Source organism: Streptomyces sp. ML-6, from assembly GCF_030116705.1.
Classification (GTDB): domain Bacteria; phylum Actinomycetota; class Actinomycetes; order Streptomycetales; family Streptomycetaceae; genus Streptomyces.
On record NZ_JAOTIK010000001.1, the window covers coordinates 2,343,386 to 2,365,818 of the forward strand.

18 protein-coding genes are annotated in these 22,433 nt (G+C 72.6%); 8 read left to right on the plus strand and 10 right to left on the minus strand.

Translation table 11 applies throughout. The features are described from left to right. Positions 1 to 2: 2 nt before the first annotated feature. Together OCT49_RS10230 and OCT49_RS10235 are read right to left on the minus strand one after the other, a co-directional pair. Positions 3 to 2,477, minus strand: a complete 2,475-nt coding sequence (locus OCT49_RS10230; protein WP_283851568.1) for an ABC transporter permease — start codon at positions 2,475 to 2,477, stop codon at positions 3 to 5. Beyond that, the gene (locus tag OCT49_RS10235; RefSeq protein ID WP_283851569.1) at positions 2,477 to 3,328 is read right to left on the minus strand and encodes an ABC transporter ATP-binding protein; all 852 of its coding nucleotides are present in this window, start codon (positions 3,326 to 3,328) and stop codon (positions 2,477 to 2,479) included. Before OCT49_RS10235 ends, OCT49_RS10230 begins: the two co-directional genes overlap by 1 nt. Before the next feature lie 390 nt (positions 3,329 to 3,718). On the opposite strand from OCT49_RS10235, the gene OCT49_RS10240 reads away from it, so the two are divergent. Then, on the plus strand, positions 3,719 to 4,921 hold the full coding sequence (locus OCT49_RS10240) for a cation:proton antiporter (protein WP_283851570.1): 1,203 nt from the start codon (positions 3,719 to 3,721) through the stop codon (positions 4,919 to 4,921). A gap of 305 nt (positions 4,922 to 5,226) precedes the next feature. Here OCT49_RS10240 and OCT49_RS10245 read toward each other — a convergent pair whose 3' ends face one another. Next, a complete protein-coding gene (locus tag OCT49_RS10245; protein ID WP_283851571.1) occupies positions 5,227 to 6,372 on the minus strand; it encodes a PP2C family protein-serine/threonine phosphatase in 1,146 nt (381 codons plus the stop codon). A gap of 104 nt (positions 6,373 to 6,476) precedes the next feature. On the opposite strand from OCT49_RS10245, the gene OCT49_RS10250 reads away from it, so the two are divergent. Next, positions 6,477 to 7,709, plus strand: coding sequence for a GNAT family N-acetyltransferase (locus OCT49_RS10250; RefSeq protein WP_283851572.1), 1,233 nt, complete (start codon positions 6,477 to 6,479; stop codon positions 7,707 to 7,709). 67 nt (positions 7,710 to 7,776) lie between these two features. On the opposite strand, the gene OCT49_RS10255 is transcribed toward OCT49_RS10250, so the two are convergent. Then, complete coding sequence (locus OCT49_RS10255; RefSeq protein ID WP_283851573.1) at positions 7,777 to 8,586, minus strand: Fpg/Nei family DNA glycosylase; 810 nt, start codon at positions 8,584 to 8,586, stop codon at positions 7,777 to 7,779. Positions 8,587 to 8,785: 199 nt separating this feature from the next. Continuing rightward, positions 8,786 to 9,274 carry a ribose-5-phosphate isomerase gene (locus OCT49_RS10260; protein ID WP_148835186.1) on the minus strand — a complete coding sequence of 163 codons (489 nt, stop codon included), beginning with the start codon at positions 9,272 to 9,274 and terminating at the stop codon, positions 8,786 to 8,788. Between the two features lie 273 nt (positions 9,275 to 9,547). On the opposite strand from OCT49_RS10260, the gene OCT49_RS10265 reads away from it, so the two are divergent. After that, a complete protein-coding gene (locus OCT49_RS10265) occupies positions 9,548 to 11,065 on the plus strand; it encodes an amino acid permease (RefSeq protein WP_283851574.1) in 1,518 nt (505 codons plus the stop codon). Positions 11,066 to 11,196: 131 nt separating this feature from the next. On the opposite strand, the gene OCT49_RS10270 is transcribed toward OCT49_RS10265, so the two are convergent. After that, positions 11,197 to 11,790, minus strand: coding sequence for a biotin transporter BioY (locus OCT49_RS10270; RefSeq protein WP_283851575.1), 594 nt, complete (start codon positions 11,788 to 11,790; stop codon positions 11,197 to 11,199). Positions 11,791 to 12,266: 476 nt separating this feature from the next. On the opposite strand from OCT49_RS10270, the gene OCT49_RS10275 reads away from it, so the two are divergent. Further along, positions 12,267 to 13,772 carry an amino acid permease gene (locus OCT49_RS10275; protein ID WP_283851576.1) on the plus strand — a complete coding sequence of 502 codons (1,506 nt, stop codon included), beginning with the start codon at positions 12,267 to 12,269 and terminating at the stop codon, positions 13,770 to 13,772. Positions 13,773 to 13,803: 31 nt separating this feature from the next. On the opposite strand, the gene OCT49_RS10280 is transcribed toward OCT49_RS10275, so the two are convergent. Both OCT49_RS10280 and OCT49_RS10285 read right to left on the minus strand, forming a co-directional pair. Further along, a complete protein-coding gene (locus OCT49_RS10280) occupies positions 13,804 to 14,439 on the minus strand; it encodes a histidine phosphatase family protein (protein WP_283851577.1) in 636 nt (211 codons plus the stop codon). Further along, positions 14,436 to 15,863 (minus strand): FGGY-family carbohydrate kinase, encoded by a 1,428-nt coding sequence (locus OCT49_RS10285; RefSeq protein ID WP_283851578.1) that lies wholly within the window; start codon positions 15,861 to 15,863, stop codon positions 14,436 to 14,438. Before OCT49_RS10285 ends, OCT49_RS10280 begins: the two co-directional genes overlap by 4 nt. 372 nt (positions 15,864 to 16,235) lie before the next feature. Between OCT49_RS10285 and OCT49_RS10290 the strand changes: the two genes are divergently transcribed. The 4 genes from OCT49_RS10290 to OCT49_RS10305 all read left to right on the plus strand — a co-directional run bounded on the left by OCT49_RS10290 (position 16,236) and on the right by OCT49_RS10305 (position 20,563). Further along, a complete protein-coding gene (locus OCT49_RS10290; RefSeq protein ID WP_283855743.1) occupies positions 16,236 to 17,009 on the plus strand; it encodes a DeoR/GlpR family DNA-binding transcription regulator in 774 nt (257 codons plus the stop codon). 261 nt (positions 17,010 to 17,270) lie between these two features. Further along, positions 17,271 to 18,323, plus strand: a complete 1,053-nt coding sequence (locus tag OCT49_RS10295) for a 2-hydroxyacid dehydrogenase (protein ID WP_283851579.1) — start codon at positions 17,271 to 17,273, stop codon at positions 18,321 to 18,323. Positions 18,324 to 18,337: 14 nt separating this feature from the next. Continuing rightward, entirely contained in the window at positions 18,338 to 19,756 is a 1,419-nt protein-coding gene (locus tag OCT49_RS10300; RefSeq protein ID WP_283851580.1) for an FGGY-family carbohydrate kinase, read from the plus strand. A 165-nt stretch (positions 19,757 to 19,921) separates the two neighbouring features. After that, complete coding sequence (locus OCT49_RS10305) at positions 19,922 to 20,563, plus strand: superoxide dismutase (protein WP_283851581.1); 642 nt, start codon at positions 19,922 to 19,924, stop codon at positions 20,561 to 20,563. A gap of 123 nt (positions 20,564 to 20,686) precedes the next feature. Here the strand turns inward: OCT49_RS10305 and OCT49_RS10310 are convergent, their stop codons facing one another. Together OCT49_RS10310 and OCT49_RS10315 are read right to left on the minus strand one after the other, a co-directional pair. Continuing rightward, positions 20,687 to 21,559, minus strand: a complete 873-nt coding sequence (locus tag OCT49_RS10310; protein ID WP_283851582.1) for an alpha/beta fold hydrolase — start codon at positions 21,557 to 21,559, stop codon at positions 20,687 to 20,689. An 84-nt stretch (positions 21,560 to 21,643) separates the two neighbouring features. Continuing rightward, on the minus strand, positions 21,644 to 22,318 hold the full coding sequence (locus OCT49_RS10315; RefSeq protein ID WP_283851583.1) for a hypothetical protein: 675 nt from the start codon (positions 22,316 to 22,318) through the stop codon (positions 21,644 to 21,646). Positions 22,319 to 22,433: the final 115 nt, after the last annotated feature.

The window sequence follows — 22,433 nt, forward strand, 5'->3', positions numbered from 1 at the left end:
CTCTACGGACGGGCGTCCGCCGTGCGCAGGGCCGCCCTGGCCGGGATCGCGGTGGCGAGGAGGCCGAGTACGACGACCGCGGCGACGAAGGATCCGTACACGAGCGGCGGGATGTACGGTGCCTCGCCCGTCAGGCCCCTCGACATCGGGAAGAGCGTGGCCAGGGCGATCCCGGTGCCGAGCGCGGCCCCGGCGACCGTGACCAGCAGCGCCTCCCAGCGGATCATGCCCATGACCTGGCGGCGGGTGGAGCCGACCAGCCGGAGCATGGTCAGTTCGCGGCGCCGGTCGAGGACGGTCATCACGAGGGTGTTGACGGCGGCGACCGCGGCGAATCCGCCGAGCACCGCCGCCATGACGGTGTTGGCCCAGGCGTTGAGCTCGCGGTTCTCGTCCTGCGCCGCGGCGTAGCCGGAGGAGTCGGTGACGGTGCCGAGCGCGGTGAGCTTCCGTGCGGCGGCGGGGGTGGCCCGTACCAGGACGTCGGTGGCGTACGACGCGGTCATGTGGGCCTTCAGGTCGGCCGCGGGGAAGGTGACGAGGCTGGTGCCGAGGCCGCGTCCGTAGACGGCGACGATCTTCGGCGAGGCCTTGGTGCCGTCCGGGAGGCGCAGGGCCAGCCGGTCGCCGGTCCCGGTCTTCGTGGAGCCGGCGAGGGTGGTGTCGATGGCGACGGTGCCGGGCCGCAGGCCGGTGAGCGATCCGGTCCGGACGTCGAGGTCCTGGACCCGGGCGAGGCCGGCGCCGGAGCCGGTGATCCCCTGGGCGGAGATGCTCTGGAGTATGCGGTCCCCGCCCGTTCCGGTGGCCACCAGGACGGAGGTGCGGAGCAGTCCGACGGCGGTGGAGACACCGGGTGTGGCGGCGGCCCGTTCGGTCGCGTCGGAGACGAGTCCGCCCGGGGCGGAGACGACGTGGTCGGCGGTGACGGCGGCGCGCTGCTGGTGGGCGATCACCCGCTCCTCGCTGGTCTGCATGAAGACGAGCGTGGAGGAGAAGGCCATGGCGAGCACGATCGGGGTGATCGCGGAGGCCAGGCGGCGCGAGTTCGTCCAGGAGTTGGCGGCGGCCAGCGAGCCCGGGGCGCCCGCCAGGCGCAGCGGGAGGCCGATCACGGCGGCGCAGATCCGGGCGATCAGCGGGCCGAGCAGGCCGACCCCGAGCATGAAGAACATGACGACGCCGAGGGCGGCGTTCGCCGCGTCCTCGCCGCTCGTGGACGCGGCGACGCCCGCGAAGGCGGCGCCGCCGCCGAGGGCGGCGACACCGAGCGGGGTGCGGATCCAGCCGACCGGGGGGCTCTCCACGGCGGACTGCGCGAGGGCCTGCCCCGGCTTGCTCTTCGACGGCTTGCGGGCGGCGAAGTATCCGGCGCCCAGGGCGGTGAGCATCGTGGTGGCCGTGGCGATGGTCAACGGCAGCCAGGACACGTGCAGTTCGACGGGGCCGGGGATGGCTCCCCGGTCCTGGAGCTGGCCGAACCACCAGTGGGCCAGGGCGATCCCGGGCAGGCAGCCGAGCGCTCCGGCGAGCGGGGCGACGAGCAGGGATTCGGTGGCGATGGAGCGGCGCAGCTGGCGCGGGGTGGCGCCGATGGCGCGCAGCAGGGCGAACTCGCGGCTGCGCTGGCCGACGGAGAGGGCGACCGTGCCGGCGGCGGTGAAGACGGCGACCATGGTGGCGACGCCGCCGAAGGACCCGCCGAGGGCGACGAGGAGTTCCGCGGCGCCCGCGAGTCCCGCGTCCTCGACGGCGCCCCGGTCGTCGCCGGTGTGGACCTGTGCCGTGGCGGTGTGGCCGACGGCCCGGCGCACCTGCTCGGCGAGGGCGTCGGTGGTGGTGCCCGGTGCGGCGAGCACGGCGATGGCGTCGATCCGGCCGGGGTGGCCGGAGAGCTGTACGGCCTGCCGGTCGGCGAACCAGACGGTGGCCCCGGCGGCGGTGGTGCCCGCGACGCGGAACTCGCGTGCTCCGGCGGGGGTGTCGAGGGTGATCCGCTCGCCGGCCCGGACCCCGGTGCCGGTGGGGACGACGACTTCGCCGGTGCCGGGCGCCTCGCCGGTGAGCAGCCGCGTACCGGTGAGGGCGGTGGAGCTCCAGCCGTGGGCGGTGAGAGGGGTGCCGCCCCGGCGCACGGGGTAGCTCACGTCCCCGATCGCCGCCGCCGCGCCGGGGGCCGAGGCAGCCCTGTTCACCAGGGACTCGGGGAGCCGCGCGGTGTCCGGTACGGGGTGGTCGGCGTCGTACTCGCCCTCGCCGGTGCCGACCGTCATGTGGACCCGCTGGTCGGCGGCGACCACCACGGGGGCCTTCGCGTAGCGGTCCGCGGGGACGGAGGCGCGCACGCCGGTCTCCAGGAGGATGCCGCAGGCGGAGACGATGGCCGCGGCCAGCAGGAGCGCGACGAACGTCCCGACGAACGCCGAGGGTTTGAAACGCACGGCCGCGCGGGCGAGGCCGTTGGGGGCGAGGGACATCAGGCTGCTGCTCCTGCGTGCACGGAGGTGGTGCGGGCGGTGCGGGCGGTCAGGGTGGTCATCCGGGCGGCGATCCGCGCGGCGTCGGCGCGCGGCAGGCTGTCCGCGATGGCGCCGTCGGCGAGGAAGAGCACCTGGTCGGCGTAGGCGGCGGCGGCCGGGTCGTGGGTGACCATGACGACGGTGGCGCCGAGGCCGTCCACCGCGTCGCGGAGCAGGGTGAGGATCTCGGCGGCCGTGGTGGTGTCGAGGGCGCCGGTCGGCTCGTCGGCGAAGACCACGTCGGGGCGGGTGACCAGGGCGCGGGCGACGGCGACGCGCTGCTGCTGGCCGCCGGAGAGCTGGGCGGGGCGGCGCCCGCCTTTGTCGCCGAGGCCGACCCGGGCGAGCATCTCGGCCGCCTCGCGGCGGCCCCGGGCGGAGCGGGGGCTCTGTCCGGCCAGGCGCATGGGGAGGATGACGTTCTGCTCGACCGTCAGGGACGGGAGCAGGTTGAAGGACTGGAAGACGAAGCCGAGGCGGGTGCGGCGCAGTTCGGTGAGCCGGTTCTCGCTCATGCCGGTGATCTCGGTGCCGCCGAGGCGTACGGAGCCCTCGGTGGGGCGGTCGAGCCCGGCCGCGCACTGGAGGAAGGTCGACTTCCCGGAGCCGGAGGGGCCCATGACGGCGGTGAAGGAGGCGCGCGGGAGGGCCAGGTCGATGCCCCGCAGCGCGTGCACGGCGGAGCCGCCCCGGCCGTACTGCCTGCGGACACCGCGCAGTTCGACCGCGAGGTCCGGGAGCCCGGCCCCCCGGTGGAGGTCCGCCGGGTGCTGCCCGTCCTGCGTGCGTCGGGTGCCTCGCAGCCCCATGATCTCCGCCTCTCCTTGCTCGTCGGCCGCTTCTTCGGCCGTGCTCCGAACCTATGGAGCGGAGGTGGTCCCGGAACATGGCGGCTGCTGGCGGATCGGGGGTGGGGAAAACCCCAGGTGGTACCGGGGGTGCGCAGGCCCGGGGCCGAGGAGCCGGCGGGCCCGGGACCGAGGGGTCGGGCGATCGGGTCACCGGAGGTCGGGCGCAGAGGGAACGGGCGGGCCCGGCGACGGCGGCGAGGGCCGGGGCGGCAAGGGCCGGACGCCGGGTTGCCCAAGGGCATAGTTTCGACGTCAATCGTTCGGTAAACTAATTACTGACGACTTCTTGACCCTCCCTTGACCAAGTGAAGGATCAGGCCCATCGGACACGCAGACACGCTCATCGCCATGGGCGGCGCCTTCCTCGCCGCCGCCGTCCTCGCCCGCTTCGGCAGCCGCATCGGACTGCCGACCATCCCCCTGTTCATCCTGGCCGGGATCCTGCTCGGCCCGCACACGCCCGGGATCGTCCTCGTCGCCGATCCGCACGAGCTGGAGATGCTCTCCGCGCTCGGCCTGGTGCTGCTGCTCTTCTACCTCGGCCTCGAATTCCACCTCGACGACCTCAAGGCCGGCGGACGGAAGATGCTCATCGCGGGCTCCGTCTACCTGGCGCTGAACGTCGGCGCCGGACTCGCCTTCGGCTTCGCCCTGGGCTGGGGCACCTCGGAGGCCCTCGTCCTGGCCGGGGTCATCGGCATCTCGTCGTCGGCCATCGTGACCAAGATCCTGGTCGACACGAAGCGCCTGGCCAGCCCGGAGACCAAGACGATCCTCGGCATCATCGTCGTCGACGACGTCTTCCTCGCCCTCTACCTCGCCGCCCTGCAGCCGATCCTGTCGCGCTCGGACAGCCTAGGCGCCGCGGTGATCGACGGGGGCAAGGCGTTCGGCTTCCTGCTGCTGCTCGCGCTCACCGCCCGGTTCGGCACGAAGCTCATCAGCAAGCTGATCCACACCTCGGACGACGAACTGCTCGTCATCTCCTTCCTCGGCACCGCCGTGTTCGTGGCGGGGGTCTCCGAGTGGTTCGGGGTCGCGGACGCGATCGGCGCCTTCATGGTGGGCCTGATGCTCGGCAGCACCACGTCGGGCGAGCGCATCCTCAAGCTGGTCCATCCGCTGCGCGACGCCTTCGGGGCGATCTTCTTCTTCGCCTTCGGACTCTCCATCAACCCCGGTGACCTGCCGGGCGTGATGTGGCCGGTGCTGGCCGCCGTCGTGCTGACCGCGGCGATGAACCTCGCCTCCGGCCTGGTCTCCGCACGGGTCTACGGCTTCGGCCCGCAGGCCGCGGCGAACATCTCCACCACCCTGACGGCCCGCGGCGAGTTCGCGCTGATCCTCGCCACGATGGCCGCCGGCGCGGGGCTGGACGAGCGGCTGCCGCCGTTCATCGCCGGTTACGTGCTCGTCCTCGCGGTCCTCTCCCCGCTGGCGGCCGGACGGTCGCACTGGCTGGCCCGCATCCTGCCGGGCGGACGGAACGGGGGCGAGAACGACGGAAACGGTGACGGCACCGACGCCGGAAGGCTTACGGTCCCGGCCTGAACGGCCCCGGACCGGGACCGTGGAACGGATCCCCGGCCCGGGGCGACGGGGCGGGCGCGGAGGCAGCGGGGCGACACCCCGGCGGCCCCGCCCCGCCCCGTTCCCGTACCGCCCCGTCCGTCGCCCCCGGCCCGCCCCGGGAGGGAACCGCTCGCGCCCCTGCCGCACCACCCCGTCGTCCTGGTCCGCCCCGGCCCCCGTACCGCTCCCCGGCGCATCACGCCCACGATCCGGTGAGGGGCCGACTCCCGTTGACGCGCGCCCGATTCGGTCCACTTTCGGCCCGTTCGCGTACGGTTCCGGATTCAGGCTTTGCGGGACAGCAGCAGCAACGCCCGGTCGTCGTTGACGTCCTTGGCGCACGCCTCGATCAGATGCCAGGCGGCGCCCTCGAACCCCGTGGTGACGTAGCGGTCGGCCTCGCCGGTCAGCCGGTCGATGCCCTCCGCGATGTCGCGGTCGGACGCCTCCACCAGGCCGTCCGTGAACAGCATCAGCACGTCACCGGGGGCCAGCGAGCCCTTCACGGCGTCGAACTGGGCGCCGTCGTACACCCCGAGCAGCGGTCCCTCGGCCGCCTTCTCCTCCCACTGGCCGCTGCCCGAGTGGAGTTGCAGGGCGGGCGGGTGCCCGGCCGAGAAGAGTTCGTAGTCGCCCGATTCGAGGTCCAGGACCAGGTGGATCGAGGTGGCGAAGCCCTCGTCCCAGTCCTGGCGCAGCAGGTAGCCGTTGGCCGCGGGCAGGAAGCCGTGCGGGGGCAGCGACCCGAGGAGTCCGCCGAAGGCCCCGGACAGCAGGAGGGCGCGGGAGCCCGCGTCCATGCCCTTGCCGGAGACGTCGGTGAGGACGGCCTCCAGGGTCCGGCCGCCGTTGGTGCGGGCGGCCACGACGAAGTCGCCGGAGAAGGACTGCCCGCCGGCCGGGCGCAGCGCCATCTCGCGGTGCCAGCCCTGCGGCAGCCGGGGCAGGGCGCTCTGCACCCGGATGCGTTCGCGCAGGTCGAAGAGCATGGTGCCGCCACGTCGCCACGGCACCCCGACCCGGGCCCGGAACTGGGCGAGGACCAGCCCGAAGAGGCCGCAGGCGGCGACCACCAGGACGATGCCGGGTGTCACCCGGCCCGGCCCGTCGTCGTACGGCCCCAGCCCGAGCGACTCCACGATCAGGGCCGTGGCGGCGGTCGCGTACAGGCCCAGCAGGCTCGCGGGGCGCAGCAGCAGTCCGCCCGCGACGATCGGCAGGGCGAGGGCGGCGGGTGAGCACCACAGCGGGTTGATCAGTGTGGCGCAGGTGATGACCGGGATCGTCAGCAGCAGCCCGGCCAGGGCGATCCAGTCCGACCCGTCGCCGCGGAAGTAGTCGACCCCGGATCTGCGCAGGGTGGTGCGTGCCCGGTGCACCGATTTCCGCCATCGGGCCGGGTAGGAGTCTGTTGCCGCGCGTCGAGCCATTGCGGGGACCTTATCTAGCCGGACGCCCCGAGTGCAGGGGGCCCCTGTGACAATGCGTTCGAAATCGGTTCGCCCCGGGGCCGCGCCCCTGGTAGGCATGGCCCATGACTACAGAGCTTCGCGTGTTGCGTCCGTCCGAGTGGAACCAGTGGTTCGAGTGCCTGGAACTCGCATTCGGCGGTGTCGCGGAGCCACCCGAGCAGCGCGAGCTGGAGGAGCAGCTGACCGAGCCCGAGCGGTCGCTCGGCGTCTGGGACGGCGACGACGTGGTGGGCACGGCGGGGGCGTTCAGCTTCCAACTGGCCGTGCCGGGCGGGGCCCTGGTGCCCGCCGCCGGGGTCACGATGGTGAGCGTCGCCTCCACCCACCGCAGGCGCGGTCTGCTGACCTCGATGATGCGCAGGCAGCTGGACGACGTCCGGGCCCTGGGCGAGCCGATCGCCGTGCTGACGGCGTCGGAGCCGGTGATCTACGGCCGGTTCGGGTACGGCATGGCCTCGCGGCAGATGTCCCTGACCATCGACACGACCCGGGTGAAGCTGACGGTGCCGGAGGGCACCGACGAGATCCGGCTGCGCCACGCGAAGCCGGACGAGGCGCTGGCCGCGTGCGCGAGCGTGTACGAGCGGCTGGTGGCGGGGCGTCCCGGCACGCCCGCGCACAACGCCGCCTGGGACCGGAAGGCCGTGGTCGACCCGGCGGACGAGCGGCAGGGCGGTTCGGCCCGGCAGTACGTGCTGGCGGAGCGGGACGGCGAGCTCGTCGGGTGTGTGACCTATCGCCTCAACCCCAAGTGGGAGGCGTCCGGCCCGGCGGGCAAGGTGGTGGTGAACGACCTCGGGGCGCTGGACCCGGCGGCGTACGCGGCGCTGTGGCGGTTCCTCTTCGAAATTGACCTGATGTCGACCATCGAGGCGAACAACCGGCCGGTCGACGACGCGGTGCTGCATCTGGTGTCGGACGTGCGGCGGTGCAACATCCGGGTCCGGGATTCGCTCCACGTACGGCTGGTGGAGCTGGGGGCGGCGCTGGAGGCGCGGGCGTACCGGGCGCCGGTGGACGTGGTGTTCGAGGTCGAGGACGCGTTCTGCCCCTGGAACGCGGGGCGTTGGCGGCTCACGGGCGACGCGAAGGGCACCGCGTCCTGCCGGCGCACCGACGATCCGGCCGATCTCGCGCTCTCGGTGCGGGAGTTGGGGTCGGCGTACCTGGGCGGCGAGTCGCTGAGCTCGCTCGCCCTGGCCGGGCGGGTGCGGGAGCTGCGGGCGGGTGCGCTGGCGGAGGCGTCGCTGGCGTTCTCGTCGGACACGGCACCGTGGCTGCCCCACGGGTTCTAGGAACGTCGCGGGCCGGGGCCGGGCCCCGAACGCCACGGGTTCGGTCCGGGCCCCGGGCCCAGGCCCGCTAGGCCCGCTGGCACCCCGGGCACCAGAAGAGATTGCGGGCGGCGAGATCGGCGGTGCGGATCTCGCCGCCACAGATGTGGCAGGCCTGCCGGGCCCTGCGGTACACGTACACCTCGCCGCCGTGGTCGTCGACCCGCGGCGGACGGCCCATCGCCTCCGGTGTGTGCTCGGGGCGGACCGTGTCGATCCGGTTGTTCCGCACGCCCTCGCGCATCAGCATCACCAGGTCCGCCCAGATCGCGTCCCACTCCGCGCGCCGGAGCTCCCGGCCGGGGCGGTACGGGTCGATGCCGTGCCGGAACAGCACCTCCGCGCGGTAGACGTTGCCGACGCCCGCGATGACCTTCTGGTCCATCAGCAGGGCCGCGACGGTGATCCGGCTGCGCGAGATCCGCCGCCAGGCCCGCTCGCCGTCCTCGTCGGTCCGCAGCGGGTCCGGGCCCAGGCGGTCGTGTATCGCGCGCTTCTCGGGTTCGGTGATCAGCGCGCACGTCGTGGGGCCGCGCAGGTCCGCGTGGTGCTCCTCGTTCAGCAGCCGCAGCCGCACCGTGTCGGTGGGCGGCGGGGCCGGGACCGTGCCGAAGCCGAGCTTGCCGAACAGGCCCAGGTGGATGTGGACCCAGCCGGTGTCCCCGAAGCCGAGGAAGAGGTGCTTGCCGTGGGCGTCGACACCGGTGAAGGTCAGGCCGTCGAGCAGTTCGGCGCTGTCCGAGAACTTGCCCTGCGGGCTGCTCACCCGCACCGGACGCCCGGCGAACCTGTCCCGGTGGTCCGCCGCGAGGCGGTGGATCGTGTGTCCCTCGGGCACGGCGGCGACTCTCCTCGGTGACGTACGGGCGCGGTGGTACGAGAACGGCGGTACGGAGCGGTACGGAATCGACGGTACGGGACCGGCGGTACGGATCCGACACCCCGGGACCGGCGGCACAGGACCAGCACCACGGAAACGGCTGCGCGGAAACGGCTGTGCCGCCGGGGGTTCCGGCGGCACAGGAGGTGGAGGCCGGTCAGCCCTGCTGCGGGTGGTGGGCCGGGATCGGGGGGAGCTCGCCGGTCGTCTCGTACGCCGTCAGCATCTCGATGCGACGGGTGTGACGCTCCTCGTTCGAGTACGGGGTGGCGAGGAAGACCTCGACGAACTTGGTGGACTCCTCCACCGAGTGCATCCGGCCACCGATGGCGATCACGTTGGCGTTGTTGTGCTCGCGGCCCAGGGCGGCGGTCTGCTCGCTCCAGGCGAGCGCGGCACGCACGCCCTTGACCTTGTTCGCGGCGATCTGCTCGCCGTTGCCGGAGCCGCCGATCACGATGCCGAGGCTGTCCGGGTCCGCGGCCGTCCGCTCGGCGGCGCGCAGGCAGAACGGCGGGTAGTCGTCCTGGGCGTCATAGATGTGGGGGCCACAGTCGACGGCTTCGTGGCCCTGGGCCGTGAGCCATTCGACGAGGTGGTTCTTCAGTTCATAACCGGCATGGTCCGAGCCGAGGTACACGCGCATGCATCCGAGTGTGGCACGAGCTCCGCGCGCCGGGCGCCATCGGGGTCGGGCGCCATCGGCCGGCCGTCCCGGAATGCACGGCGGACCTCGGGTGACCGAAACACGCGGGTCGAAATGTGAGCAAGGACACTTTGGTAACGATTAGGTCAATGAAACGGAAGATTGGGTTCCGCTTTTACCGTTCCTCGGGCTTCAATGCATCACTCGCTGCCGCACCCCACTGCCGCGGCCGGGCGCGCATCGCGTGACCCGAGAACGTAAGGAATTCGATCCATGACGTCGCAGACGACTCTGGTCGGGCCGGGCCCCCACCCCGGCGATCCGGACCGGTCGAACGGCCCGGACACCCCGGACACCCCCCGCTCCACGAACTCCCCGAACTCCCCGGGCTCCTCGGACGGCCTCCAGGCGGGCCTCAAGAACCGCCACCTCTCGATGATCGCCATCGGTGGCGTGATCGGAGCGGGCCTCTTCGTGGGCTCCGGCACCGGTATCGCCGCCGCCGGACCCGCCATCCTGCTCTCCTACGCGCTGGTCGGCCTGATGGTCGTCTTCGTGATGCGGATGCTCGGCGAGATGGCGGCGGCCCGCCCCAGCTCGGGCTCCTTCTCCGCCTACGCCGACCAGGCGCTGGGCCGGTGGGCCGGTTTCTCGATCGGCTGGCTGTACTGGTTCTTCTGGGTCGTGGTGCTCGCCGTGGAGGCCACGGCGGGGGCCAAGATCCTGGAGGGCTGGGTGCCGGGCGTCCCGCAATGGGCGTGGGCGCTGATCGTGATGGTGGTGCTGACCGCGACGAACCTGGTCTCGGTCGGGTCGTACGGCGAGTTCGAGTTCTGGTTCGCCGGGATCAAGGTGGTGGCGATCGGCGCCTTCGTGGTCGTCGGACTGCTCGCCGTCTTCGGGCTGCTGCCCGGCTCGGACAACCCGGGCGCGGGTCTCGCGCACCTCACCGACACCGGCGGGTTCTTCCCCCAGGGGCCGGGCGCCATCCTCACCGGCGTGCTGATGGTCGTCTTCTCCTTCATGGGCAGCGAGATCGTCACCCTCGCCGCCGGTGAGTCGGAGAACCCGCAGCGCGCCGTCCAGAAGGCCACCAACAGCGTGATCTGGCGGATCGCCGTCTTCTACCTGGGCTCGATCTTCGTCGTGCTCACCCTGCTGCCGTGGAACGACGCGTCGATCGTGAAGGACGGCAGCTACGTCGCCGCCCTCAACTCCATCGGCATCCCGCACGCCGGCCAGGTGATGAACGTCATCGTGCTCACCGCCGTGCTGTCGTGTCTGAACTCCGGCCTCTACACGGCCTCGCGGATGGCCTTCTCGCTCGGTGGCCGCGGGGACGCGCCGAAGGCGTTCGCCCGGACGAACAAGCGGGGCGTGCCGCAGGCCGCCATCCTGTCCTCGGTGGTCTTCGGCTTCGTCGCCGTGTTCTTCAACTACCAGTGGCCCGACACCGTCTTCCAGTTCCTGCTGAACTCCTCCGGTGCGGTCGCCCTGTTCGTCTGGCTGGTCATCTGCTTCACCCAGCTGCGGATGCGCGGCATGATCCTGCGCGAGTCGCCGGAGAAGCTGATCGTGCGGATGTGGCTCTTCCCGTACCTGACCTGGGCGACCATCGCGATGATCTCGTTCGTCCTGGTCTACATGCTGACCGACGACGGCGGACGCGAGCAGGTGCTGCTCTCGCTGCTCGTCGCGGCGCTGGTGGTGGCGATCTCACTGGTCCGGGAGGCCAGGAACCGCCGCAACGGTACGGAGGCCACGGAGGCGAAGGCCCCCGCCGACGCCTGACGACCGACGGCACCGGACCCGGTCGGCACCGGGTCCGGCCGACGTCGGTATCCACCCGGACATGACGGAGGCCCGCCGGTCGCGTGCGTGTCGCGATCCGGCGGGCCTCCCCGCGCGAGCGGTGGCGGCGGTCAGCCGCGGCGGCCGGCGAGCTTCCAGGCCGCGGGCAGCGCGCCCATGGCCAGTGCCGCCTTCAGCGCGTCGCCGAGCAGGAACGGCACCAGCCCCGCCGCGATCGCGGCGCTCGCCGACATGCCGGTGGACAGCGCCAGGTACGGGACGCCGACCGAATAGATGATCGCGGAGCCCAGCACCATCGTGCCCGCGGTGCGCGGCATCGAGCGGTCGCCGCCGCGGCGGGCGAGGGCGCCGACGACGACGGCGGCGAGCAGCATGCCGAGGACGTAGCCGAACGACGGGAAGCCCATCCCCGACCGGGCCTCGGCGAACCACGGCATGCCCGCCATGCCGACGAGGGTGTACACCCCGAGGGAGAGGAAGCCGCGGCGGGCGCCGAGCGCGGTGCCGACGAGGAGCGCGGCGAAGGTCTGGCCGGTGACCGGGACCGGCGAGCCGGGGATCGGCACGGCGATCTGGGCGGCGATCCCGGTGAGCGCGGCACCGCCGAGGACCAGCGCCGTGTCGACGGCGTAACGGTTCCGGGCGGCGGGCAACAGGTCGGCGAGGACCACTCCGGTACGGGCAGGGGCGGCAGCAGTGCTCATCGGGACTCCGCGGGGGTGAGGGCAGGTGGGGACGGGCTGGGGCTGACGTTAGCCCACGGGTTAACGATCGATCACCATCAGTGGCCCACAAAGCGTTGGTCGGGGCGTTGGTGGGGTCTACACAAAGGACCGTCCACAATCGTGCGGCGGCGTGATGCTCGTCACTGAGGTGGGGGCGGGATGCCTCCTGCTCCACCGATTCGGACGCCCTTGCGGAACTGTAGGTTCCCGCTAAATCCGCCGGGTGGGCGCCCATGAGGCGGCCGACCCTCCGCAGGACCGGGGCGGGTGTTCCCCGTACCCCCGGGACGGGCCGGGGCGCCACGCGGCCGGATCGCCGTCCCACCGTGCCCGGCTGCGTACCCTGGGTGCGCATCGCGCCCGGATGGCGGACAACGGTTCCCCACGGCAGGGGTGTATGTCCAGACTGTCCGCGCATGTCCCCCCACGTCTCGCCTATCGAACAGAGCACGTCCATGCCCCGGAATTCCGCGTCTCCCCCCACCGGCGCCCCGACCGACACCTCCGATTCCCCCGGCTCCCCCGACACCTCCGGCTCCCTCGGCTCCCCCGGCTCCCTCGGCTCTTCCGGCTCTCCCGACCCCGCCGGCGCCGGGGGAACCGGGGCCGATTCGGCGCTCACCCACGGGCTCAAGCAGCGCCACCTCTCGATGATCGCCCTCGGCGGCGTCATCGGCGCCGGGCTCTTCGTCGGTTCCGGCGAGGGCATCGCCGCCGCGGGCCCGTCGATCATCGTCGCGTACGCCGTCTCCGGGCTGCTGGTCATGCTCGTGATGCGGATGCTCGGCGAGATGTCGGCCGCGAACCCGGCCTCCGGTTCCTTCTCCGTCCACGCGGAGCGGGCGATCGGCCCGTGGGCCGGATTCACCGTGGGCTGGGCGTTCTGGGTGCTGCTCTGCGTGGCCGTGGGCCTGGAGGGCATCGGCGCCGCGAAGATCGTCACCGGCTGGCTGCCCGGCACCCCGGAGTGGATCTGGGTCGCGCTGTTCATGCTGGTGTTCCTGGGCACGAACCTGGCCTCGGTGAAGAAGTTCGGCGAGTTCGAGTTCTGGTTCGCCACCCTCAAGGTCGTGGCGATCACGCTCTTCCTGGTGCTGGGCCTGCTGGCGATCCTCGGGCTGCTGCCCGGCACGGACGCGCCCGGCACCGCCCACCTCGCCGGCGAGGGCGGCTTCCTGCCGAACGGCACCGAGGGCCTGGTCATCGGCCTGCTCGCCTCGATCTTCGCGTACGGCGGCCTGGAGACCGTCACCATCGCCGCGGCCGAGTCCGAGGACCCGGTGCGGGGCGTGGCCGGTGCGGTGCGGACGGCGATGTGGCGGATCGCGCTCTTCTACGTCGGCTCGATGGCGGTCGTCGTCACGCTCGTCCCCTGGGACAACGAGAAGGTCGCGAAGATCGGCCCGTTCTACGCGACCCTGGACCACCTCGGCATCCACGGCGCGGCCCAGATCATGAACGTGGTCGTCCTGGTCGCCCTGCTCTCCGCGATGAACGCCAACATCTACGGCGCCTCGCGCATGGCCTGCTCGCTGGTCGCCCGGGGTCAGGGCCCGAAGCGGCTCGGCCGGGTCTCCTCGGGGGTCCCGCGCACCGCCGTCCTGGTCTCGTCCGGGTTCGGCTTCCTGTGCGTGCTGCTCAGCTACTGGCGTCCCGACGACGTCTTCCACTGGCTGCTCAACATGACGGGCGCGGTGATCCTGGTCGTCTGGATCTTCATCGCCGTCTCCCAGCTGATCCTGCGCGGCCGGCTGGAGCGCTCGGCCCCGGAGAAGCTCGTCGTACGGATGTGGCTCTTCCCGGTCCTGACGGTGCTGGCGCTGCTGGCGATGGTCGGCATCTTCGTCCTGATGCTGGGCCGGCCCGACACCCGCGACCAGTTGCTGGCGACCGGGGCCCTGACCGCCGCGCTGATCGCCGTCGGCGTCGTGCGCGGGCGCCGGACCGCGCCCGCCGAGTGACCTCCGGCATCCGGCGGGCGGGGCACGGTGCTCAGCGAGCAGGGGCGTCCGGGACGCAGGGCACGTTGAGGGAGAGCAGCGCCCCGCCCGACTCCCCGATCCGCACCTCGCTCACCGCCGTGTTCCGCAGCTGCGGGAAGACCCGGCGGTAGGAGCCCAGCGGGATCGACAGCAGTTCGCACAACACGAGCCGCAACAGGGTGTTGTGCGCGACGACCAGCACCCGCTGCCCGGGGTGCCCGGCCGAGATCCGGCGCAGCGCCGCCGTCCCCCGGGCCGCGGCCGTCCGGGGGTCCTCGGCCCCGGGGAAGGGGTGGACCACCGGGTCGGCGCGGTACGCCGCGGCCCGCTCGGGGTGCTCCGCCGCGAACTCCGCCAGGGTGCGCCCCTCCACCTCGCCGAAGTCGCACTCGCGCAGATCGTGCTCGCGCCGGGGTACCAGGCCGAGCGCCAGGCAGGCGGGCTCCGCCGTCTCGATGGCGCGGCCGACCGTGGACGTCCAGATCGCGTCGATCCGGTTGCGGACCGCCCACTCGCCCAGTTGCCGGGCCTGGCGGCGGCCCTCGTCGGTGAGGGCGATGTCGCTGACGCCGGCGTAGCGGTTCTCCGCGTGCCAGACGGTCTGTCCGTGGCGGGCCAGCAGCAGGGTGGCCGGGCTCCCGGTCATGGGTTCTCCGTTCGGGTACGGGCGTGGGCGGCGACGGGGCCGGGGAGCCAGCCGCGGCGCTCCAGTTCGTCCACCAGGGTGAGGTACGGCTCGGTGTACCACGCCGTGCGCGTCGGGTGGGGGTGCAGCACGTGCCGCAGCCGCACCATCCGGGCCGCGGCCCGGTGCAGCGTGTCCGTCGCCCCCGCCCCGTACGCGGCGAGGACGGCCATGCCGAGGGCGGGCTCGCTGTATCGCGGAATGCGCACCGGGCGGCCCAGGATGTCGGCGCGCAGCCGGCTCCAGTAGCCGCTGCGGACCGCGCCGCCGGTGAACGTGAGCGCGCCGTGCGCCGGGGCGCCGAGCAGGTCGAGGTAGTCGAAGCAGAGCCGTTCGACCAGGCCCACGCCGGTGAGCAGGGCCAGCCAGTGCTCGGCGTCGCTCGCGGGTTCGCCGAGCAGGAAGCCGGTGGCCTCCGGCGCGACGAAGGGGAACCGCTCCCCCGTCGCCACCAGCGGATACGCCACCACCCGCGCCGGTTCGTGGTCGCGGGCCAACACATCCATGCGGATCGGGTCCACGGCCGGGAACGCGGCGGTCAGCGCCCCGCCGCCGACTCCCGAGGCCCCGCCCGGCAGCCGGCTCCCGTCCGGCGCGCGGTGGTTGTAGACGACGCCGGCCGGGTCCTCGACCGGTGACGAAGTGACCCCTTTCAGCACCAGCGTCGTGCCGAGCACCGAGTTCCAGGAGCCGACGGTGAGCGCGCCCGAGGCGATCTGCGCCGCGCAGCCGTCCGTCATCCCGGCGACGACGGCCGTGCCCGCCGGGATCCCGGTCTCCTCGGCCGCCGCCCGCCCCACCTCGCCGATCCGGGTCCCCGGCCGCACCACGTCCGGGAACAGTCCGTCGGGCAGCCCCAGTTTCCCGAGCCGCCGCCACGGCCAGGCGTCCCGCTCCGGGTCGTAGCCGGTCTTCAGGGCGTGGCTGGAATCGGTGGGCAGCGGCGTCCCGGCGAGCCGGGCCAGGACCACGTCGGCCTGGTGCATGATCCGTACGGCGCCGCCCGCCGCTCCCCCGTGCTCCCGCAGCAGCCACATCGCCTTGGGCAGCCCCCAGCTCGGCGAGGTCCCGGCCCGGGCCGCCTCCGCCGCGGCCCGGCCGTCGTCGTACATCACGCCCGGGGTCAGCGGCCGGCCCGCCGCGTCGCCGAGCAGTACGGTGCCGGAGGTGGCGCAGACCGCGAGCGCGCGCGGGGCGGGGCCGTCGCGCAGGGCCCGGCGGCTCGCCGCACAAACGGCCGTCCACCAGTCGAGGGGCCGCTGCTCGTGCCGTACGCCGTCGCGTCTGCCGGTGAGCGGCGCCGAGCCGCTGCCGAGGATCTCCCCGTCGTCCCCCGCCACCACCGCGCGGACGCTCTGCGTGCCGAGATCGATGCCCATCCACATATCGGTCCCCTCTGTGAACTTCTCACTCTGCACCGAGAATTTCCGTTGCGCGAGGGATTGACGGCCAACTTCCGTTGTTCCAAGCTCTGTTAACCAGTCGGCTCAATGTGTGAACGCCGCCGTCGCCCACCTGCCCGTCCCGGCCGGACCGTGGAGGTCACGGCCGGACCCGCGCACCCCGTACGCCCGCACCTCCGCACGTCCGGCGCCGGCCGCCCGCGCGCCGACGGCCGGTCCGGGTGCCGGAGCCGTTCCACCCGTGCTCCCGCCGGACGGGAGCACGCACCGGGGCCGACCGGCCGGACGTCCAGGACGAAGGATCAGCACGTGAGCAACGTTCCACAGCGGGGACCCGCCCCCCGGCAGGCTTCCATGGCCGAGTACGTCCTCGCACAGGGCGAGGTGAGCGCCGCGGAACTGGCGGAGCGCTTCGACGTCAGCCTGATGACCATCCACCGGGACCTGGACGAGCTGGAACGGCAGGGCATCGTCCGCAAGTTCCGCGGCGGCGTCACCGCCCAGCCGTCCGGGGTCTTCGAGTCGAACGTCTCCTACCGGCTGAAGACGATGCGCGCGGAGAAGGCCGCCATCGCCGAACGGGCCCTGGAGCTCATAGAACCGGGCATGGCGGTGATGCTCGACGACTCGACGTCCACCCTGGAGATCGCACGGCGGCTGCGCTCCATCACCCCGCTGACCGTCGTCACCAACTTCCTGGAGGCGATCAACCTGCTGTCGCAGGAGCGCGGTATACGTCTGATGGGGCTCGGCGGTGACTTCGACCCGCTGCACTCCTCGTTCCTCGGCGTCTCGTGCGTGGAGGCGGTGCAGTCGCTCCAGGTGGACGTCTGTTTCACCTCCACCTCCGCCGCGTCCGGCGGTTACGCCTACCACCAGGAGCAGCACATCGTCTCCGTGAAGCGGGCGATGCTCGACTCGGCGAGCCGCAACGTGCTGCTGCTCGACCACTCCAAGCTGGGCCGGGTCGCCCTGCACCGGCTCGCCCCGCTCTCCCGTTTCGACCTGCTGCTGGTCGACGACGGGGCCTCCCCCCGGGCGCTGCGCGAACTCGACGAGCACAAGGTGCCCTACGAGGTCTGCGCCACCGGCCGGAGGCCCGGCACGGGAGGTGACGACGACGGATGACCGATCCGGCGCGGCCCCGGGAGCGAGGGATCGTCGACCCGGCGCGGGGGTGGAGATGGCGGACGTCCGATCCGGCGCGGGGGTGCAGCCGACGGACGTCCGATCCGGCGCGGGGGTGGAGATGGCGGGCGACCGGGCCGGACCCGCGTGCCGGTCCGGGGCCATGACCCGTCCCCGATGACACCGTAGGCATCACCAGGCATCACCGCCGGCCCCCGGGCCGCCCGTGTCCTCGACCCCCGGACAAGGAGACGCTCTGCGATGACCCACCCCGAGACGGTCCGCCCCCCGACGAGGATCCTGCTCGCCGGTGATCACTTCGTCCGCAACTCCCTGCTCGCCGAGGCCCTGGACCGGGCCCTCGGCACCGATTCCCCGGACACCGGGACGCGCCTGACCGAACTCACCCTGCCCTGGCCGCTGGAGCCCTTCGGCAGGGTCGCCGAGGTCGACGAGGCCAGCGACGTCGAGGACGCGCTGATCGCGGCCCTGGACGGGATCGAGGTGTGCGTGACCCAGATGGCCCCCTTCACGGAGCGGGTCCTGGCCGCCGCCCCGGACCTGCGGCTGGTCGTGGTCTGCCGGGGCGGTCCGGTCAACGTGAACGTCGCCGCCGCGCGGGCCCGGGGCGTGCGGGTGTGCTTCGCCCCCGGGCGCAACGCGGCGGCGACCGCCGAGTTCACCGTCGGGCTGATCCTCTCCGCCCTGCGCCGCATCCCCCAGTCCCACCACTCCCTCGCCGTCGACGGCCTCTGGGACGCCTCCCACTACACGTACGAGCACTGCGGTCCGGAACTGGAGGACACCCCGGTCGGGCTGATCGGCTATGGCGCGGTGGGCAGCCGGGTGGCCCGGGTGCTCGCCGCGTTCGGCGCCGAGGTCGAGGTGTACGACCCGTACGTGCGCGGCGACGTGCACGGCGTGCGCGCCCCGTCGCTGGAGGCGTTGCTGGCCCGCTCCCAGGTGCTGACCCTGCACGCCAGGCTCACCCCGGAGAACCGGCATCTGATCGGGGCCCGCGAACTGGCGCTGCTGCCGCGCGGCGCGGTGCTGGTCAACGCGGCCCGGGGCGGGCTGCTGGACACGGAGGCGCTGTGCGACGCGCTGGACTCGGGGCAGTTGCAGGCGGCGGCGCTCGACACGTACGAGCAGGAGCCGCCGCCCGCCACGTCGCGGCTCTTCCGTACCCCGCACCTGCTGATGACCCCGCACGTGGCGGGGGCCAGCCGGGCCGTCGCGCAGAAGGCGGCCCGGATCGCGGCGGCCGAGGTGGCCCGCCATGTGCGGGGCGAACCGCTCGCCCACGCACTCTGAGGGGAGCTGTGACCATGACTGGAACCGAGCCGCGCTACATCGGCATCGACGTCGGCACGTCCGTGGTGAAGGCCGCGGCCTTCGACCCGCGGGGCCGCACCCTGGCGGTCGAGTCCCGCCCGGTGGGCCTCGCGATCCACGACGGTTTCGTGGAACAGGACATGGACGAGCTGTACGGGGCGGTCCGCGAGGTGCTGGCCGCTCTCGGCTCCGACGGGGTCGCGTTCGCCGGTCTCACCGGTCAGGGCGACGGCGTCTGGCTGGTCGACGAGACCGGGCGGCCGGTCCGTACGGCGATCTCCTGGATGGACGGCCGGGCCCATGAACTGGTCGACACCTGGCTGGAGTCCGGGGTCTTCGAGACCGTCTACCGGCGCACCGGCAGCGCGATGTTCCCGGGCTGTCCGGGCCCGGTGCTGGCCTGGCTGGACCGGCACGACCCGGCCTCGCTCGACGCGGCGACGACTGCCCTGTACTGCAAGGACATGGTGTTCCAGCGGCTCACGGGGGTCCGGGCCACGGACGTGTCCGACGCGTCGATGCCGTTCCTGGACCCGCTGACCCGGGCGTACTGCCCCGAGGTCGTGGCCGCGCTCGGCCTCACCCACCGGGCTCCGCTCCTCGCCCCGGTCAGCGACCCGGTCGCGACCGCCGAACTCCCCTCCGGGTTACGGATCTCCAACGGCCCGTACGACCTGGCGGCCTGCGCCCTGGGCGCGGGCGTCACCCGGCCGGGCGACGGGCTGCTGATCGTCGGCACCTGTCTGGCCGCGCTGGTGGCCACCGAACGGCTCGACCTGGCGGGCGAACCGGCCGGGCTGCACATCTCCACCGACCGCCCCGGACACTGGCTGCGCGCCATGCCCGCGATGGTCGGCACCGCGGCCCTGGACTGGGTCCTGACCACCACCACCGGGGTGCGCCACACCGAGGTCGACGCGCTGCTCGCCGCCACCCCGCCCGGCGCGAACGGGGTCCGGGTGCTCCCCTACTTCGCGCCGTCCGGCGAACGCGCCCCGTTCGTCGAGCCGAGGCTGCGCGCCGAACTGACCGGCGTGTCGCTGGAGACCACGCCGGCGGACCTGATCCGGGCGGTCTGCGAGGGCATCGGCTTCGCCGCCCGGCACTGCCTGGAGGCCGCGGGCCTCACCGGCACCCTCGCCCTGTGCGGCGGCGGCACCCGTTCGCCCGCGTGGATGCGGCTGTTCGCCGACGTGCTGGGGCGGCCGGTCCGGATCGTGGAGGGCGAGGTCGGCGCGCGCGGCGCGGTGCTGGCGGCGGCCCGGCGCTTCGGGACGGAGCTGGACACGGCGGCGTGGACGGCCCCGACCGGGATCGTCGAGCCGGACCCGGCACACGCGGCGCACTACGCGAAGGCGTACGAGGACCACCTGACCCGCCTCGCAGCCGCCCGGACCCGCGCCCGCGCCTGACCGGCCGCCCCGACGGGTCCGCCCCACCGGACCTGTCGGGGCGGAGGCGGACCGGACCACGTCCTAGGCCGAAGGACTGATCACCCCCGACCCCTTCCTGCTGCTAGCCTGCTCTTGCACATAGGTTGCAATAACAACAGGACAGCAGCTGAAGGGTTCGACCACATGGCCACGTACACGCTTCCGGAACTCCCGTACGACTACGCGGCGCTCGAACCGGTCATCAATCCGCAGATCATCGAGCTCCACCACGACAAGCACCACGCCGCGTACGTGAAGGGCGCGAACGACACCCTGGAGCAGTTGGAGGAGGCGCGCGACAAGGGTGCCTGGGGAACGATCAACGGTCTCCAGAAGAACCTCGCGTTCCACCTGTCCGGCCACATCCTGCACTCGATCTACTGGCACAACATGACCGGTGACGGCGGCGGCGAGCCCCTCGCGGCGGACGGCGTCGGCGACCTCGCGGACGCGATCGCCGAGTCGTTCGGCTCGTTCGCCGGCTTCAAGGCCCAGCTGACGAAGGCCGCGGCCACCACGCAGGGCTCCGGCTGGGGCGTCCTGGCGTACGAGCCGGTCAGCGGCCGGCTGATCGTCGAGCAGGTCTACGACCACCAGGGCAACGTCGGCCAGGGCTCCGTCCCGATCCTGGTCTTCGACGCCTGGGAGCACGCCTTCTACCTCCAGTACAAGAACCAGAAGGTCGACTTCATCGACGCGATGTGGGCCGTCGTCAACTGGCAGGACGTGGCGAAGCGTTACGCGGCCGCCAAGGAACGCGCCGACGTGCTGCTGCTCGCCCCCTGACCGCGAGGCACGCGAATCGTCCTGCCTCGTGATCGTCTTCTCAACCTTCACCCGGCAGGCGGATGGGGGAAGGGCCCTCGCCCGGACGTGACGGGCGAGGGCCCTTCTGTCGCCCTCGTGGGCTCAGGCGGCCGGGGCGTGGGCCAGCAGCGTGCGCAGCACCTGCTCGGAGTGGGTCCAGAGGACCGATCCGCCGGCCTCCGGCACCAGGTGCCGGACCGCGCCCGGGATGCGCGAGGCCAGCCCGGCCCCCTGGTCGGGCGAGTGGCCGGTGTCCTCCTGCCCGTACCAGAGGTCGACGGGTACGGCGATGTCCGCCAGGTCGATCCCCCAGCGCCCCATGGCCAGGGCGGTGTCCCGGGCGTAACCGGCCGCGCCCTGCGCGAAGGCCTCGTCGAGGGCGCGCCGGTAGGCGGCGGCGAACGCGGGCTGCCGGTACACGGCGAGGTCGCACTCGGGGCTGTGGGCCATGACCATGTCCCACATGCCCTGCGCGGTGAACCCGGCGAAGACCTGCTCGGCGGCGGCCGGGTCGGACACGGCCAGGTCGACGAGGCGGCGCAGGTCCTCCGGGAGCGCGTCGGCGAAGCGCGGCTCGGCGACCTCGTCCGCGCCGGAGACCACCGCGAGCGCCCCGACCGCCCCGGCGGCGGCGCACGCCAGCGCGAAGGGCGCGCCCTGCGAGTTGCCGACCATCAGGGGCCGGCCCAGACCGCGCAGCTCGGCGAACGTGCGGATGTCATCGGCGAAATCGTCGAACGTACGGCCCGGCAGGGGCGTGGAGGCCCCCAGCCCGGGGCGGTCGACGGAGATCAGCCGCACCCCGAGCCCGGCCACCGCACCGGCCCCGAACCCGAGGTGCCGGCTGGTGGCCGCACCGGGCGACAACAGCACCGGCACCCCGTCCCCCGGCCCCCACTCGGCCCACCCCAGCAACCGCCCTCCCGGCAGCTGCTCCGCACCGACACGAACCGGGTCACTCACATACGAACTCATGCACCCGATCATGGCCGGATCCATCGCCTGCGTCGAAGGATTTACCGCCGGGGTCCGGAACCGGCCGGGGCTCACCGACCTCGCTCAGTCGCCGGGCAGATCCGAGGTCAAATCCAGCGCCCGTACCTCCTTCTCCTGCACGATGTCCGCGGGCGCGGGCAGTTTCACGGTCACCGGCTTGTCGTATTCGTCGAGTTCGAGCAGTACCGGCGTATCACCGAGATTGAATTCGATGCGCCGGGGCGCGTTTCCGCCCTTCTCCGGCACGTGCACCGACACTTCGTTCTCACCGGAACCGTGTGTGAGCTGAATGGTTCGCTCACCGCCCGCAGTTCGCGGGTTGCCCACTTCCTTGGCGCTGCTCACCTTTCCCGGAACTTTCGCGAACGCCAGGTGGAACGCGCAGAGGAACATCCCCGGGTTGTCCAAGAGATCGCGGGCCGGGTATTCAGTGTACTTTCCACGGGACTTCTTGATCGCTTCGTCGACAGCGGTCAGCCTTTCCGGCATGTAAGTCTTCGCGAACTTGCGCGTCTCCTGGAGATTTTTGTCGTCGTAGCGCACCCAGCCACGGTCACGAATGATGGTGACCTCATCAGGCACCTGAATCTGCGCGTACGTGCCGACGCAGTTTCCCTGCCGATCGGCGCGCAGGTCGACCCTCACCGACATTTTGGACCTGAATTCACCCTTCATCCGGAAGGAGTGGTAGCCCTTGAACAATTTGAGCGACTCGTTCATCCGCTGTGTGGCGCTCATGGCGGGCGCACCGGACGGTTCACCGCCCCCAGGCCCACCATTGGACCCACCACATCCGGCCACCCCGCTCATCAGCACGACGGCACACAGCAGCGCCGACGTCCTTCTCCCGATC